The following is a 14,803-nucleotide window of genomic DNA, read 5'->3' as shown; positions in this document are numbered from 1 at the left end:
AGGCACGACTCGAGGGCATGAGCCCGGTTCAATACCGAGCTCACGCCCTCGCGGCCTAATCTGACTTCACGGTCCAACAAACCGGGACCGGTTCACAGCTGGCACCGGGCCTCCCGTCTGCGGTGTGGTCGCGACTAGATCGCGAACCCGAGCGCGCGCATCATCTCGCGCCCGTCGTCGGTGATCCGCTCCGGACCCCACGGCGGCATCCAGACCCAGTTGATGCGGAAGGCGTCCACGATGCCGTCGAGGGCGTTCGCGGTGTCGCCCTCGATGACGTCGGTGAGCGGGCAGCCGGCACTCGTCAGCGTCATGCTGATCACGAGCGCCGAGGCCTCGTCGTCCCAGGCCAGGTCGTAGATCAGGCCGAGGTCGACGATGTTGACGCCGAGCTCCGGGTCCTGGACCTCCTTCAGGCCCTCGACGACCTCGTCGAACTTCTCCGGGGCGAGTGCCGCGATCATCAGGCCTGCGCCTCTGCGGCGGACGCCGCCGCGGCCTGCACGTAGCGGTCGTAGCCCTCGTTCTCGAGGCGGTCGGCGAGCTCGGGGCCACCCTGCTCGGCGACCTTGCCCGCGACGAACACGTGCACGAAGTCCGGCTTGATGTAGCGGAGGATGCGCGTGTAGTGCGTGATGAGCAGCACGCCCAGGCCGGTCGCGGCCTTGGCGCGGTTCACGCCCTCGGACACGATCTTCAGCGCGTCGACGTCGAGGCCGGAGTCGGTCTCGTCGAGCACGGCGAAGCGGGGCTTGAGGAGCTCGAGCTGCATGATCTCGTGGCGCTTCTTCTCGCCACCGGAGAAGCCCTCGTTGACGTTGCGCTCGGCGAACGACGAGTCCATCTTGAGGTCGGCCATCGACTGGCGGAGCTCCTTGATCCAGCCGCGCAGGGCCGGAGCCTCGCCGTCGATCGCCGTCTTGGCGGTGCGGAGGAAGTTCGACACCGTCACGCCGGGGATCTCGACCGGGTACTGCATCGCCAGGAACATGCCGGCACGGGCGCGCTCGTCGACGCTCATCGCGAGGACGTCCTCGCCGTCGAGGGTGATCGAGCCACCGACGACGTTGTACCGGGGGTGACCGGCGATCGTGTACGCCAGCGTGGACTTGCCGGAGCCGTTCGGCCCCATGATCGCGTGGATCTCGCCCTCGTTGATCGTGAGGTCGACACCCTTGAGGATCTCCTTGGTGCCCTGATCGGTGTCGATCGAGACCTGGAGGTCGCGGATTTCCAGAGTGGACATTGCGTGGGTTCCTTCGGTTTTCTGTCGTGTCGCGGACGGGCCGCGGAAAGTGTGGGGGCCGCGAGGCGGTGTCAGTCGACGGGCACGGGGTCGTGCACGTCGACGTAGACGTCACCCTCGCGCACCTCGACCCGGAACACCGGGACGGGCTCGTACGCCGGGAAGTTCTGCGGCTTCCCCGTGGCGAGCGAGAAGCGGGAGCCGTGGGCCCAGCACTCGAGCGTGTCGCCCTCGATGAACCCCTCGGCCAGCGAGATGTCCCCGTGGGTGCACGTGTCGCCGATGGCGTGCACGGTGCCGGACGAGTCCTTCACGATGGCCACCGCGGTGCCGTCGACGACGGCGCGCATGGGGCTGTCCACCGCGATCTCGGACTCCGCGCAGACCTTCGTGGGCATCAGGCGTCGGCCTCCGCCGGCGCGACGATCACCGAGCGTCCTTCGGCGAGCTCCTGCTCGACCGCGGCGATGAGTCGTTCCTCGAGCTCGGGCGCACCGATCTTCTGGATGACCTCGACCAGGAAGCCGAGCACGACGAGACGGCGCGCTTCTTCCTCGGGGATACCGCGGGCCTGCAGGTAGAACAGCTGCTCGTCGTCGAAGCGACCGGTCGCACTCGCGTGGCCGGCACCCTCGATGTTGCCCGTCTCGATCTCGAGGTTCGGGATGCTGTCGGCACGGGTGCCGTCGGTCAGCACGAGGTTGCGGTTCTGCTCGTACGAGTCGGTGCCGTCACCGGCGCGACCGATGAGCACGTCACCGATCCACACGGTGTGCGCGCCCTTGCCCTGCAGCGCGCCCTTGTAGTTGACCCGACCGCGCGTGTTCGGCGCGTCGTGGTTCACGTAGACCTGCTGCTCGATGTACTGACCGGCGTCGGCGAAGTACACGCCGTACATCTCGGTGTCGGCGCCCTGCGCACCGAGGTGCGTCGAGGGGTTGACCCGGATGACGTCGCCGCCGAGGGAGACCACGACGTGCTTCAGGAAGGCGTCGCGGCCGACCTCGGCGAAGTGCGTCGAGACGTGCACCGCGTCGTCGTCCCAGTCCTGCAGGCTGACGACGGTCAGGCGTGCGCCGTCCTGCACGACGATCTCGATGTTCTCGCTGAGCAGTGCGCTGCCGCGGTTGTCGAGCACGACGATGCCCTGGGCGTGCGGCTCGGCCGTGATGACCGTGTGCGCCGCGCGGGGCTGCGTGCCGAAGTCGGAACGCGTGATGGTGATGAACTCGTGCGCCTCGGTCGCCGTGATGGTGACGGCGAGGACGGCGTCGCGCGCGGTCCACGCAGCGGCCGCTGCACGGTCCTCGGGCAGACCGGCGGTCCCGACGCGGGGGTCGTCGCTGCGACCCCACTCGACGTCGGCACCGTCGGACTGGCGGGCGAGGAACCGGTAGGCGGATCCGTCGAGGCCACCGTCGAGGAGCGGCTGGAGCTTCGCCAGGGGCGCGAACTTCCAGTTCACCTCGCGGCCGGTGACGGTCGGGAACGCCTCGAGGTCGCCGGACTGGAACCGCTCGGAGCGGGTCTGGACCGGGATCTTCTTGTCCGGGGCGTCCCAGCCGCCGTCGGAGTGGGCTCCGGCGCCGTGCTGTTCGGCACCCTGGGCGGGTGCCGCGGGCTCGATCGGCTGGTCGATGTGGGGAGGGGTGGTGCTGGACATCTAGCCGACGGATCCTTCCATGCTCATCTCGATGAGCTTGTTGAGTTCGAGCGCGTACTCCATCGGGAGCTCGCGGGCGATCGGCTCGATGAAGCCACGGACGATCATCGCCATCGCTTCGTCCTCGGCCATGCCGCGGGACATCAGGTAGAAGAGCTGCTCCTCGCTCACGCGCGAGACCGTGGCCTCGTGCCCGAGCTGGACGTCGTCGACGCGGATGTCGATCGCCGGGTACGTGTCGCTCCGGCTGATCGTGTCGACGAGCAGCGCGTCACACCGCACAGTGTTCGCCGCGTGGTGCGCCGCCGGGTCCACGCGGACCTCGCCGCGGTAGCCCGCACGACCGCCGCCACGGGCGATCGACTTCGAGACGATCGACGACGTCGTGTACGGCGCCATGTGGATCATCTTCGCGCCGGCGTCCTGGTGCTGGCCGGGGCCGGCGAACGCGACGGACAGGGTCTCGCCCTTGGCGTGCTCACCGGCGAGGTAGATCGACGGGTACTTCATCGTCACCTTGGAGCCGATGTTGCCGTCGATCCACTCCATCGTGGCGCCCTCGTGCGCGATCGCACGCTTGGTCACGAGGTTGTAGACGTTGTTCGACCAGTTCTGGATCGTCGTGTACCGAACGCGGGCGTTCTTCTTCACGATGATCTCGACGACGGCCGAGTGCAGCGAGTCCGACTTGTAGATCGGGGCGGTGCAGCCCTCGATGTAGTGGACGTAGGAGTCCTCGTCCGCGATGATCAGCGTCCGCTCGAACTGGCCCATGTTCTCGGTGTTGATCCGGAAGTAGGCCTGCAGCGGGATCTCGACGTGGACGCCCTTGGGGACGTAGACGAACGAGCCGCCGGACCACACGGCCGTGTTCAGCGCGGCGAACTTGTTGTCGCCGGCCGGGATCACGGTGCCGAAGTACTCCTGGAAGAGCTCGGGGTGCTCGCGGAGCGCGGTGTCGGTGTCCATGAAGATGACACCCTGCTGCTCCAGGTCCTCACGGATCTGGTGGTACACGACCTCGGACTCGTACTGCGCGGCGACACCGGCGACGAGGCGCTGGCGCTCGGCCTCGGGGATGCCGAGCTTCTCGTAGGTCGCGCGGATGTCCTCGGGGAGGTCCTCCCACGACTGCGCCTGCTTCTCGGTGGAGCGCACGAAGTACTTGATGTTGTCGAAGTCGATGCCCGTCAGGTCGGCACCCCACGTCGGCATCGGCTTGCGGCCGAAGAGCTGCAGGCCCTTGAGCCGGTTCTTGAGCATCCACTCGGGCTCGTGCTTGAGGTTCGAGATGTCGGTGACGACCTCGTCCGAGACCCCACGGCGGGCCGAGGCCCCGGCCGAGTCGGAGTCGGACCAGCCGAACTCGTATTGCCCGAGCCCTTCGAGCTCGGGACGGTCGATGAGCACGTCGGACATGGTCTCCTCGTTTCCTTCTCGCGGGGCAGCGTCTTCAGGTGTGAACCCGTGGCGTCTGGACGCCATTCCACCGCAGACCGCCGACAGGCGGACACGGTGCTGCTCCCTCGCAACGACAATGGTTCCACGCAGTCCCTGGATCGATCGGCGATCTCGGCCCATTCGGAGCCGGCGCCTGCCTAGACTTGACTGCTGCTGAACCCTCGAATCCTACAGGTTCACTGCACGGAACAACAGGAAGGCACCACCCTCGTGACTCGCGTCGGACCCCCCGTCGACCAGGATCTCCGGACCGCACGGTGGTGGTCGCTCCCCCGGGTCGTCGACCGCCGGGTCATCGCGCTGGCGTGGGCCTCGTTCGTGGTCGAGGTCGTGTTGATCGGTACCGGCGGCCTCGTCCGCCTGACCGCGTCGGGCCTCGGATGCCCGACCTGGCCCAAGTGCACGGCCGATTCGCTCGTCTCCACGCCCGAGATGGGCATCCACGGGATCATCGAGTTCGGCAACCGACTGCTCACCTTCGTGCTCGTCATCGTGGCGATCGCGATGTTCTTGGCGGTCGTCCGGATGCTCCGCACGCGCCCCGAACTGTTCTGGCTCGCGTTCGCTCAGGGCGTCGCTATCCCGGTCCAGGCCGTCATCGGCGGGCTCAGCGTGCTCACGAACCTCAACCCGTTCGTCGTCGGGCTGCACTTCGTCGTGTCCGCCGCCCTGACCTCGGCCACCGCGACCCTGGTCTACCGGACGATGCACGGCCCCCGCACCAGCCACCGCCTCGTTCCCGGCTGGTACACCGGCGTCGTCCGCGGCACGGTCGCCGCCGTCGTGGTCACCGTGCTCGTCGGCATCCTGACGACCGGCAGCGGCCCGCACGCCGGTGCCGACGAGGCCGTCGACGGCGGGATGCTGCACCGCACGGGCTTCGACCCCGCGGTCATGGAGCACGTGCACGCCTGGCCCGCGTACGCCCTGTTCGCGCTGACCCTCGTGCTCGTCGTCGGCGCCGTCCGGCTCCGGATCTCGAGCAAGTGGGCGCTGTTGCTGCTCGTCGTCGAGTTCCTGCAGATCGCCGTCGGCCTGACCCAGGCCCGCACCGGCCTGCCCGTCGGGCTGGTGGGCACGCACATGGTGCTCGCCGGGCTGCTCGTCGGAGCCACCACGGCGGTCGTGCTCGCCACGCGCGCCAGCGCCGGTCGCGAGGCCGTGCGCGAACCACTCGACACCGCCTGACGCCCGGGCGCGTCGCACGCGCGACTCCCGTTCTGCGACACCCCACGAGTCGATCGACTCGTGGGGTGTCGTTCGTTGCACACGCATCCCGGGCCACGCGTGCGCCCCGCGCCCACGCAGGCACCAGGCGGCCGGGAGGCCCGTGGCCGTGTCCGCCACGCGCCTCCCGGCCGCCTGGTGGGCACGTCCACAGCCGCGCCAGGTCCCGTACTGACCCGCAACGACGTCCTCGACGTCGTACGACGTCGAGGACGTCGCATCCCCGCGCGCGCAACCGTCGCGCACGCGCACCAACGACGAAGGCGACGTCGTACGACATCGAGTTCGTCGTACGACGTCGCCCAGTGGCGGCCCGCAGTGCCTAGAAGGTGAAGACCTGCGGCAGCAGCGGGTCGATGCCCACGGCGATGAAGAGCAGCGTCAGGTACGTGATCGAGCTGTGGAACACACGCATCGGCTGCACGTGCTCGACGTGCTGGATCGCCCGCGAGTACAGCCGGTGCGACTCGACGACGAACCAGATGCCACCGGCCAGTGCGACCACGGTGTACAGCGGCCCCATGTGCGCAACGGGGATGAGCAGGAGCGAGCAGACGAGGGTCGCCCAGGCGTACAACACGACCTGCAGACCGACGACGGTGCGACCGCGGACCACGGCGAGCATCGGGACGTCGGCGGCGTCGTAGTCGTCGCGGTACTTCATCGACAGCGGCCAGTAGTGCGGCGGCGTCCAGAGGAAGATCACCATGAAGAGGATGACCGGGGCCCAGGTGAGCGAGCCGGTGACGCCCGCCCAGCCGATGAGCACGGGCATGCAGCCGGCCGAGCCGCCCCACACGATGTTCTGCGGGGTGCGGCGCTTGAGCCACAGCGTGTAGACGAACACGTAGATGAGGATCGCGATGACGCTCAGGGCCGCGGCGAGCCAGTTCACCAGGAACCCGAGCACCGCCGTCGACAGGACGCCGAGGATCCACGAGAACACGAGGGCTTCGCGGTCCGAGAGCTCACCGGTCACCAGCGGGCGGGTGCTCGTCCGCTTCATCAGGCGGTCGATGTCACGGTCGATGTAGCAGTTGAAGGCCGACGCCGAACCGGCGGACATCGCGCCGCCGAGCATCGTCCAGAACACGAGCCAGAGGTCCGGCACGCCACGCTCGGCCAGGAACATGGTCGGCGCGGTGGTCACGAGCAGCAGCTCCATGACCCGCGGCTTGGTCAACGAGACGTACGCACGGACCTTGCGGGACAGCGTCGATCGGGGTCGATCGGTGTCGGGCCTGGTCACGGTGGCAGTCGGCAAGGGAACCTCAGTCTGTTCGCATCAGCTCGCACACTCGGTGGACGACTGCGGCGGCGTCCGGGCATGCGCTGACCCGGAATGTCCACGGGTCGTCGACAGTTTACGTTATAGAAGCGCCGCGATGATGCCCCGCTCCCCCATCCCGTGCAGCCATCCCGTGCAGAACGACGGGCCGCGGAGCACGACACGCCCGGCGGACGAGGGCCGGGGTGACCCGACTCGTGAACATCGGGCGTCACCTGAACCCCTTCTGAGTGGCTGGTCACTATGCTGGACCTGCCCTCCCGCAGTGCGCGCCCCGATGACGTCGGCCGCGATGAGCCGGTCGGCCGCCGCTAGACGGCGACACGACTCGGCCCCGGGATGGCCACATGTCCGTGCGATGGCACGAGCCCTCGCACATGTCGCATCAAGAAGGGTCAACATCCAAGTGGCTGAATTCACCTGGGACGCCATCGACCGGAAGGCCGTCGACACGGCCCGCGTTCTCGCCGCCGACTCGGTCGAGGCCGCCGGCAACGGTCACCCCGGCACCGCGATGAGCCTCGCGCCGCTCGCACACCTGCTCTTCCAGAAGGTGATGCGTCGCGACCCGAGCGACTCCACCTGGATCGGCCGCGACCGCTTCATCCTCTCCGCCGGTCACGCCTCGATCCTGCAGTACGTGCAGTTCTACCTGCACGGCTACGGCCTCGAGCTCGAGGACCTGCAGCACCTGCGCAAGTGGGGCTCGAAGACCCCGGGTCACCCGGAGTACGGCCACACCGACGGTGTCGAGATCACCACCGGCCCGCTCGGCCAGGGCCTCGCGTCCTCGGTCGGCTTCGCCTACGCCCAGCGCTTCGAGCGCGGCCTGTTCGACCCGGAGACCCCGGCCGGCCAGTCGCCGTTCGACCACTTCACCTACGTGATCGCCGGTGACGGTGACATGCAGGAGGGCGTGACGAACGAGGCGGGCTCGCTCGCCGGCCGTCAGCAGCTCGGCAACCTGATCGCGTTCTACGACTCGAACCAGATCTCGATCGAGGACAACACCGACATCGCGTTCTCGGAGAGCGTCCCCGAGCGCTACGAGGCGCTCGGCTGGCACGTCCAGATCGTCGACTGGAAGAAGACCGGCGAGTACTCCGAGGACGCCGTGGAGCTCCACGCCGCGATCGAGGCCGCCCAGCAGGTCACCGACAAGCCGTCGCTCATCGTCCTCAAGACGATCATCGGCTGGCCGTCGCCGACCAAGCAGAACTCCGGCAAGATCCACGGTTCGGCGCTCGGCGCCGACGAGATCAAGGGCCTCAAGGAGGTCCTCGGCTTCGACACCGCGAAGACCTTCGAGGTCGCCCCCGAGGTCCTCGAGTACACCCGCGGCGCCGTCGCCAAGGGCCAGGCGCAGCACGCCGAGTGGCAGAAGACCTTCGACGCGTGGGCTGCTGCCAACGCCGACAAGAAGGCGCTGTTCGACCGCGTCAACGCCAAGGAGCTCCCCGCGGACCTCGAGGCAGCACTGCCGGTCTTCCCGACCGACAAGGCCGTCTCGACCCGTGCCGCCTCCGGCAAGGTCATCAACGCCATCGCGCCGCTGATGCCCGAGTTCTGGGGTGGCTCGGCCGACCTCGCCGAGTCGAACCTCACCACGATCGAGGGCGCCAAGTCCTTCGGTCCGGCCGAGGCCTCGACGTCGACGTGGAGCACCGACCCGTACGGCCGCGTGCTGCACTTCGGCATCCGCGAGCACGCCATGGGCTCGATCCTCAACGGCATCGTCCTGCACGGGAACACCCGCCCCTTCGGCGGCACGTTCCTGATCTTCAGCGACTACATGCGTCCGGCGGTCCGTCTCGCCGCGCTCATGGGCGCCCCGGCGATCTACGTCTGGACCCACGACTCCGTCGCCCTCGGCGAGGACGGCCCGACGCACCAGCCGATCGAGCAGGTCTCGTCGCTCCGTGCGATCCCGGGTCTCGACGTGGTCCGCCCCGCCGACGCCAACGAGGTCGCGTACGCCTGGCTCGAGATGCTCAAGCACACCGACCGCCCGGCCGGAATCGCGCTGAGCCGTCAGAACCTGCCGGTGTTCGAGCGTGGCGAGGGCGACGCCTCCGGTGAGGTCTTCGCTTCGGCGAAGAACGTCGCCAAGGGTGCGTACATCCTGGCCGAGGCGCCGAACGGCACCCCGGACGTGATCCTCATCGCGACCGGGTCCGAGGTCCAGATCGCCGTCGAGGCCCGTGAGCAACTCAAGGGCGAGGGCATCAACGCCCGCGTCGTGAGCGCACCGTCCATCGAGTGGTTCCGCGCCCAGTCCGAGAACTACCAGGACCAGGTGCTCCCGAAGGACGTCACCGCTCGCGTGTCGGTCGAGGCCGGCATCGCCATGAGCTGGCGCGACATCGTCGGCGACAAGGGCCGCAGCGTCTCGATCGAGCACTTCGGTGCCTCGGCCGACTACCAGACGCTCTTCAAGGAGTTCGGCTTCACGACGGAACACGTCGTGGCCGCCGCGAAGGAATCCATCGCGGCTTCCTGACCCGCAGGGGCCGGGTCCGGTTCGCCGGATCCGGCCCTTCTGCCGGGAGGCGCGGTTCGGCTCCGCCACGCGCCCCCGGTCCCCCAGACCCCGGCCATCAGGCCGATGAAGGAAAGAAGAGAAACACATGGCTGAGAACACCCCCACTGCCGCCCTCTCCGCGGTCGGCGTGAGCATCTGGCTCGACGACCTGTCCCGCGAGCTCCTCGAGACCGGCAAGCTCACCGACCTCATCGCGCAGAAGAACGTCGTCGGCGTGACCACCAACCCGACGATCTTCGCGTCGGCCCTCGCCAAGGGCGAGCGCTACGACGCTCAGGTCAAGGAGCTGGCCGCTGCCGGTACCGATGTGACCGAGGCGATCTTCGAGATCACCACGCAGGACGTCGCCAACGCGTCCGACGTCTTCAAGCCGATCTACGACGAGACCAAGGGCTTCGACGGCCGCGTCTCGATCGAGGTCGAGCCGGGCCTCGCCCACGAGACCGCCAAGACCATCGAGCAGGCCAAGTTCCTGTTCGAGAAGGTCGGTCGCGAGAACGTCCTCATCAAGATCCCCGCAACGGTCGAGGGTCTCGAGGCCATCACCGAGGTCATCGGCGCCGGCATCTCCGTCAACGTCACCCTGATCTTCTCGCTCGAGCGCTACCGCGCCGTCATCGACGCCTACCTCGGTGGGCTCGAGAAGGCCAAGGCCGCCGGTCACGACCTGTCGAAGATCCACTCGGTCGCCTCGTTCTTCGTGTCGCGCGTCGACTCCGAGATCGACAAGCGCCTGGACGCCGTCGGCACCGACGAGGCCAAGGCCCTGAAGTCGAAGGCCGGCATCGCCAACGCGCAGCTCGCCTACCAGGTCTGGACCGAGGCGTTCGCCTCCGAGCGCGCCCTCGGCCTGCTCGAGGCCGGTGCGAACACGCAGCGTCCGCTCTGGGCCTCGACCGGCGTCAAGGACCCGTCGCTGCCCGACACGCTCTACGTGACCGAGCTCGCCGCCCCGAACACCGTGAACACGATGCCAGGCAAGACGCTCGACGCCACGTTCGACCACGGTGAGATCCACGGCGACGCCATCGCCGGCACCTTCGACGCCGCGCAGCAGGTCCTCGACCAGCTCGCCGCGCAGGGCATCGACTACGACGACGTCGTGGCGCTGCTCGAGAAGGAGGGCGTGGACAAGTTCAACGTCTCGTGGGGCGAGCTCGTCGACACCGTGAAGACCGCGCTCGAGGGCGCCAAGTAGTGACGGTTTCCATCGCTGCCAGCGGCGATGCCGCGCGGGCCATCGACTCGGTGGTCCCGCGGCTCGTCGCTGACCTGGTGGCCTCGGGCATCACCGCCCAGGACCCCGAGCTGTGGGGACCGGACGCCGAGGCCGAGGCGTCCAAGCGCCTCGGCTGGGTGGAGGCCGTCTCGGTCTCCCGCCCGCTCGTCGCCCAGATCACCGCGCTGCGCGAGTCGCTCCGTGCCGAAGGGGTCGACCACGTCGTCCTCGCCGGCATGGGCGGCTCGTCGCTCGCGCCGGAGGTCATCACGCGCACCGCCGGCGTCCCGCTGACGGTGCTCGACTCGACCGATCCCGCGCAGGTCCGCGCCGCCGTCACGACGGACCTCGAGCGCACCGTGCTCGTCGTCTCGTCGAAGTCCGGCTCCACGCTCGAGACCGACTCCCAGCGCCGCGTCTACGAGCAGGCGTTCCGCGACGCGGGCATCGACCCCAGCGGCCGCATCGTCGTCGTCACCGACCCGGGCTCCGCGCTCGAGGCCGCCGCGATCGACGCCGGCTACCGGGTCTTCACCGCCGACCCGACCGTCGGCGGCCGCTATTCAGCGCTCACCGCGTTCGGACTGGTGCCCTCCGGTCTCGCCGGAGCGGACATCGCCGAGCTGCTGGACGAGGCCGACGCCATCTCCGCGCTGCTGTCGGTCGACCTCGACGAGAACCCCGGGCTCGTGCTCGGTGCGATCCTCGCCGGTACCGACCCGCTGCGCGACAAGATCGCCATCGTGCCGGACGGCACCCACATCGTCGGGTTCGGCGACTGGGTGGAGCAGCTGATCGCGGAGTCGACCGGCAAGAGCGGACGTGGCCTGCTGCCCGTCGTGCTGCACGCCGACTCCCCCGAGGTCTCCGCAGCCCTGCCGGACGTCCAGGTCATCCGCCTGGTCGGTTCGCGCGAGGACGAGCGCCACGTCGCCGAGGGCGAGGTCGAGATCACCGGCACGCTCGGTGGTCAGATCCTCGTCTGGGAGTACGCCGTCGCGGTCGCCGGGCGGTTGCTCGGCATCGACCCGTTCGACCAGCCCGACGTCGAGGCCGCCAAGGTCGCGACCCGTGCGCTGCTCGACGACCGTCCCGCGCCTGCGGAACCCGCGTTCACCGAGGACGGCATCGCCGTCTCCGCGACGCCCGGACTGCCGGTCGGGACGACGCTCGCAGAAGCCGTGACGGGCCTCCTGTCCGAACTGGACGCCACCTGCTACGTGGCGGTGCAGGCGTACGTCGACCGCACCACGAACCGTGACCTCGAGACGCTCCGCGACGCCCTGGCGGCGCGCACGCGTCGGCCGGTCACCTTCGGGTACGGCCCGCGGTTCCTGCACTCGACCGGGCAGTACCACAAGGGCGGACCCGCCACGGGAGTGTTCCTGCAGATCGTGGCGGACGAACCGGACGACCTGGCGATCCCGGGCCGGCCGTTCACGTTCGGCCAGCTCCTCCAGGCCCAGGCAGCCGGTGACGCGAGTGTCCTCGCGCAGCACGGCCGCCCGGTCCTCACCCTCACAACGTCGGACGTGCGCGCCGCCACCGCGGCCATCGCCTCCGCCGTCTCCCACTGACTCGTAAGGAGTTCACCGACTCATGTCACCGGTGGCAATCACCCCGGAGCACAACCCGCTCCGGCTGCCGACGGATCGTCGACTGAACCGGATCGCGGGACCGAGCACGCTCATCATCTTCGGCGTGACGGGCGACCTGTCACGCAAGAAGCTGATGCCGGCGGTCTACGACCTGGCCAACCGGGGGCTCCTGCCCCCGGGGTTCGCGCTCGTCGGCTTCGCCCGTCGCGACTGGGAGGACCAAGACTTCTCCCAGCTCGTGCACGACGCTGTCAAGGAGCACTCCCGCACCCCGTTCGACGAGGACGTCTGGCGTCAGCTCGAACAGGGCATCCGCTTCGTCCAGGGCTCGTTCGACGACCCCGAGGCGTTCCTGCAGCTCAAGCAGACCGTCGACGACCTGGACGCCGAGCGCGGGACGCTGGGCAACCACGCGTTCTACTTGTCCATCCCGCCGAAGATGTTCCCGGTGGTGACCGAGCAGCTGAAGCTGTCCGGCCTCACCGCGAAGCGCGAGGGCTCGTGGAGCCGCGTGGTCGTCGAGAAGCCGTTCGGCTCCGACCTCCGCACCGCGCGTGAGCTGAACGCGATCGTCGAGAGCGTCTTCGCGCCCGACGATGTGTTCCGCATCGACCACTACCTCGGCAAGGAGACCGTCCAGAACCTGCTGACGCTCCGGTTCGCGAACCAGATGTACGAACCCATCTGGAACTCGAACTACGTCGACCACGTGCAGATCACGATGGCCGAGGACATCGGCGTCGCGGGACGTGCCGCGTACTACGACGGCATCGGCGCGGCGCGCGACGTCATCCAGAACCACCTGCTGCAGCTCCTCGCGCTCACCGCGATGGAAGAGCCCGTCTCGTTCAAGGCCGCCGACCTGCGTGCCGAGAAGGAGAAGGTGCTGTCCGCCGTGCGGCTGCCCGAGGACCTGTCGACCGCCACGGCGCGTGGACAGTACGCGGGCGGCTGGCAGGGCGGCGAGAAGGTGCTCGGGTTCCTCGACGAGGCCGGGATGAACCCCGAGTCCGGCACCGAGACGTACGCCGCGATCAAGCTCGACATCGCGACCCGTCGCTGGCAGGGCGTCCCGTTCTACCTGCGCGCCGGCAAGCGGCTCGGGCGCCGTGTGACCGAGATCGCAATCGTCTTCAAGCGCGTCCCCGAGGACGTCTACGGCAACTCGCAGTCCCCCCTCGGTCAGAACGCGCTCGTGATCCGCGTCCAGCCGGACGAGGGCGTCACGCTCCGGTTCGGCTCGAAGGTCCCCGGCGTCGGCACCCAGGTGCGCGACGTGACGATGGACTTCGGGTACGGCCACGCCTTCACCGAGGCGTCCCCCGAGGCGTACGAGCGACTCATCCTCGACGTGCTGCTCGGTGACCCGCCGCTGTTCCCGCGGCACCAGGAGGTCGAGCTGTCCTGGAAGATCCTCGACCCGATCGAGGAGTTCTGGGCCACGCAGGGCCAGCCCGAGCAGTACCGTCCCGGCACGTGGGGTCCGGCGTCTGCCGATGCCCTGCTCGCCCGCGACGGCCGGACCTGGAGGCGTCCATGAAGATCGACCTGCCGAACACCACGGTCTCGAAGATCCAGAAGAAGCTGGTCCACATCCGCGAAGAGGGCGGCGCCGTCGCCCTCGGTCGTGTCCTGACGCTGATCATCTCGACGGCCCTCGGCCACGAGGAAGAAGCGATCGAGGCGGCGAACGAGGCGTCCCGCGAGCACCCGATGCGCGTGATCATCGTGTCGAAGAACGACGGCGACACGAAGTCGCCCGGCCGTCTCGACGCGCAGATCCGCGTGGGCAGCGACGCGGGCGCCAGCGAGGTCATCGTCCTCCGCGCCTACGGCGAGACCGCGACCGACGAGGAGAGCCTGGTCACGGGCCTGCTCCTGCCGGACGCCCCGGTCGTGGCCTGGTGGCCGCAGACCGCGCCGTCGCAGCCGTCGGCCTCGGCACTGGGCCGCATCGCCCAGCGCCGGATCACCGACGCCGCCGCGCAGAAGGACCCGAACGGCGCGATCGAGGCCCTCGGTGCCTCGTACGTTCCGGGCGACACCGACTTCGCGTGGACCCGACTGACCCTGTGGCGGAACCAGCTCGCCGCGGCGCTCGACCAGCCGCCGTACGAGCCGATCACCGGCGTCGAGGTGACGGGCGCGTCGGACAGCCCGTCGACGATCCTGCTCGCCGCGTGGCTGCAGCTCCAGCTCGAGGTGCCGGTGACGGTCACCACGTCGCCCCGTGCGACCGGGTCGAGCGGCATCCACGGCGTCAAGCTCGTGCGCGAGTCGGGCACCATCGACCTCGAGCGTTCCCTGGTGGACGTCGCGACGCTCTCGATGCCCGGTCAGCCCACGCACGACCTGTCGCTGCCACGCCGCAACCTGCGTGACTGCCTGGCCGAGGAACTCCGTAGACTCGACCCGGACGTCCTCTTCGGAGACGTCGTCAAGCACGGGGTTCCCCAGCTGCGCGAGACCATCGCCCGCTGAGCACCCCACAACGGTCGGGTCGTCTGTCTGGTGCAGGCGGCCCGACCGGACCGAAGGCGGTCGTACGACCGGTCGGCC

At 69.1% G+C, this 14,803-nt stretch carries 12 protein-coding genes; 6 read left to right on the top strand and 6 right to left on the bottom strand.

The window, feature by feature from the left end; translation table 11 throughout:
- Positions 1-134: 134 nt before the first annotated feature.
- From EDF31_RS14150 to sufB, 5 genes are all read right to left on the bottom strand, one after another.
- On the bottom strand, positions 135-464 hold the full coding sequence (locus tag EDF31_RS14150) for a metal-sulfur cluster assembly factor (RefSeq protein ID WP_111083972.1): 330 nt from the start codon (positions 462-464) through the stop codon (positions 135-137).
- On the bottom strand, positions 464-1,246 hold the full coding sequence (gene sufC / locus EDF31_RS14145; protein ID WP_111083971.1) for a Fe-S cluster assembly ATPase SufC: 783 nt from the start codon (positions 1,244-1,246) through the stop codon (positions 464-466). The genes EDF31_RS14150 and sufC overlap by 1 nt, the downstream gene beginning before the upstream one ends.
- 71 nt (positions 1,247-1,317) lie before the next feature.
- On the bottom strand, positions 1,318-1,644 hold the full coding sequence (locus EDF31_RS14140; RefSeq protein WP_111083970.1) for a non-heme iron oxygenase ferredoxin subunit: 327 nt from the start codon (positions 1,642-1,644) through the stop codon (positions 1,318-1,320).
- Positions 1,644-2,909: a Fe-S cluster assembly protein SufD gene (sufD, locus tag EDF31_RS14135; RefSeq protein ID WP_123339674.1), complete on the bottom strand. Its 1,266-nt coding sequence runs from the start codon at positions 2,907-2,909 to the stop codon at positions 1,644-1,646. The genes EDF31_RS14140 and sufD overlap by 1 nt, the downstream gene beginning before the upstream one ends.
- Positions 2,910-4,328 (bottom strand): Fe-S cluster assembly protein SufB, encoded by a 1,419-nt coding sequence (gene sufB / locus EDF31_RS14130; protein ID WP_111083968.1) that lies wholly within the window; start codon positions 4,326-4,328, stop codon positions 2,910-2,912.
- 252 nt (positions 4,329-4,580) lie between these two features.
- On the opposite strand from sufB, the gene EDF31_RS14125 reads away from it, so the two are divergent.
- Positions 4,581-5,558: a COX15/CtaA family protein gene (locus EDF31_RS14125; protein WP_131846543.1), complete on the top strand. Its 978-nt coding sequence runs from the start codon at positions 4,581-4,583 to the stop codon at positions 5,556-5,558.
- Positions 5,559-5,919: 361 nt separating this feature from the next.
- Here EDF31_RS14125 and EDF31_RS14120 read toward each other — a convergent pair whose 3' ends face one another.
- The gene (locus tag EDF31_RS14120) at positions 5,920-6,846 is read right to left on the bottom strand and encodes a heme o synthase (protein WP_111083966.1); all 927 of its coding nucleotides are present in this window, start codon (positions 6,844-6,846) and stop codon (positions 5,920-5,922) included.
- A gap of 445 nt (positions 6,847-7,291) precedes the next feature.
- Here EDF31_RS14120 and tkt point away from each other — a divergent pair, with 445 nt between their 5' ends.
- The 5 genes from tkt to EDF31_RS14095 all read left to right on the top strand — a co-directional run bounded on the left by tkt (position 7,292) and on the right by EDF31_RS14095 (position 14,725).
- Positions 7,292-9,385 carry a transketolase gene (gene tkt / locus EDF31_RS14115; protein ID WP_131846542.1) on the top strand — a complete coding sequence of 698 codons (2,094 nt, stop codon included), beginning with the start codon at positions 7,292-7,294 and terminating at the stop codon, positions 9,383-9,385.
- Positions 9,386-9,512: 127 nt separating this feature from the next.
- Positions 9,513-10,625 carry a transaldolase gene (gene tal / locus EDF31_RS14110; protein ID WP_123294374.1) on the top strand — a complete coding sequence of 371 codons (1,113 nt, stop codon included), beginning with the start codon at positions 9,513-9,515 and terminating at the stop codon, positions 10,623-10,625.
- Positions 10,625-12,223 carry a glucose-6-phosphate isomerase gene (locus tag EDF31_RS14105; RefSeq protein ID WP_131846541.1) on the top strand — a complete coding sequence of 533 codons (1,599 nt, stop codon included), beginning with the start codon at positions 10,625-10,627 and terminating at the stop codon, positions 12,221-12,223. The genes tal and EDF31_RS14105 overlap by 1 nt, the downstream gene beginning before the upstream one ends.
- A 22-nt stretch (positions 12,224-12,245) precedes the next feature.
- Positions 12,246-13,784 (top strand): glucose-6-phosphate dehydrogenase, encoded by a 1,539-nt coding sequence (zwf, locus tag EDF31_RS14100; RefSeq protein WP_111083962.1) that lies wholly within the window; start codon positions 12,246-12,248, stop codon positions 13,782-13,784.
- Positions 13,781-14,725, top strand: a complete 945-nt coding sequence (locus tag EDF31_RS14095; RefSeq protein ID WP_111083961.1) for a glucose-6-phosphate dehydrogenase assembly protein OpcA — start codon at positions 13,781-13,783, stop codon at positions 14,723-14,725. Before zwf ends, EDF31_RS14095 begins: the two co-directional genes overlap by 4 nt.
- Positions 14,726-14,803 lie beyond the last annotated feature (78 nt).

Origin of the sequence: Curtobacterium sp. PhB142 (assembly GCF_004341255.1) — a bacterium.
Classification (GTDB): Bacteria; Actinomycetota; Actinomycetes; order Actinomycetales; family Microbacteriaceae; genus Curtobacterium.
Note: the sequence above shows the minus strand (reverse complement) of the source record. Positions and strands in the feature narration are given on the sequence as shown.

What these genes read in the sequence shown, in the direction of transcription:
- EDF31_RS14150 (WP_111083972.1), bottom strand. Translation starts at nt 464, where the DNA reads ATGATCGCGGCACTCGCCCCGGAGAAGTTCGACGAGGTCGTCGAGGGC.
- sufC (WP_111083971.1), bottom strand. Translation starts at nt 1,246, where the DNA reads ATGTCCACTCTGGAAATCCGCGACCTCCAGGTCTCGATCGACACCGAT.
- EDF31_RS14140 (WP_111083970.1), bottom strand. Translation starts at nt 1,644, where the DNA reads ATGCCCACGAAGGTCTGCGCGGAGTCCGAGATCGCGGTGGACAGCCCC.
- sufD (WP_123339674.1), bottom strand. Translation starts at nt 2,909, where the DNA reads ATGTCCAGCACCACCCCTCCCCACATCGACCAGCCGATCGAGCCCGCG.
- sufB (WP_111083968.1), bottom strand. Translation starts at nt 4,328, where the DNA reads ATGTCCGACGTGCTCATCGACCGTCCCGAGCTCGAAGGGCTCGGGCAA.
- tal (WP_123294374.1), top strand. Translation starts at nt 9,513, where the DNA reads ATGGCTGAGAACACCCCCACTGCCGCCCTCTCCGCGGTCGGCGTGAGC.
- zwf (WP_111083962.1), top strand. Translation starts at nt 12,246, where the DNA reads ATGTCACCGGTGGCAATCACCCCGGAGCACAACCCGCTCCGGCTGCCG.
- EDF31_RS14095 (WP_111083961.1), top strand. Translation starts at nt 13,781, where the DNA reads ATGAAGATCGACCTGCCGAACACCACGGTCTCGAAGATCCAGAAGAAG.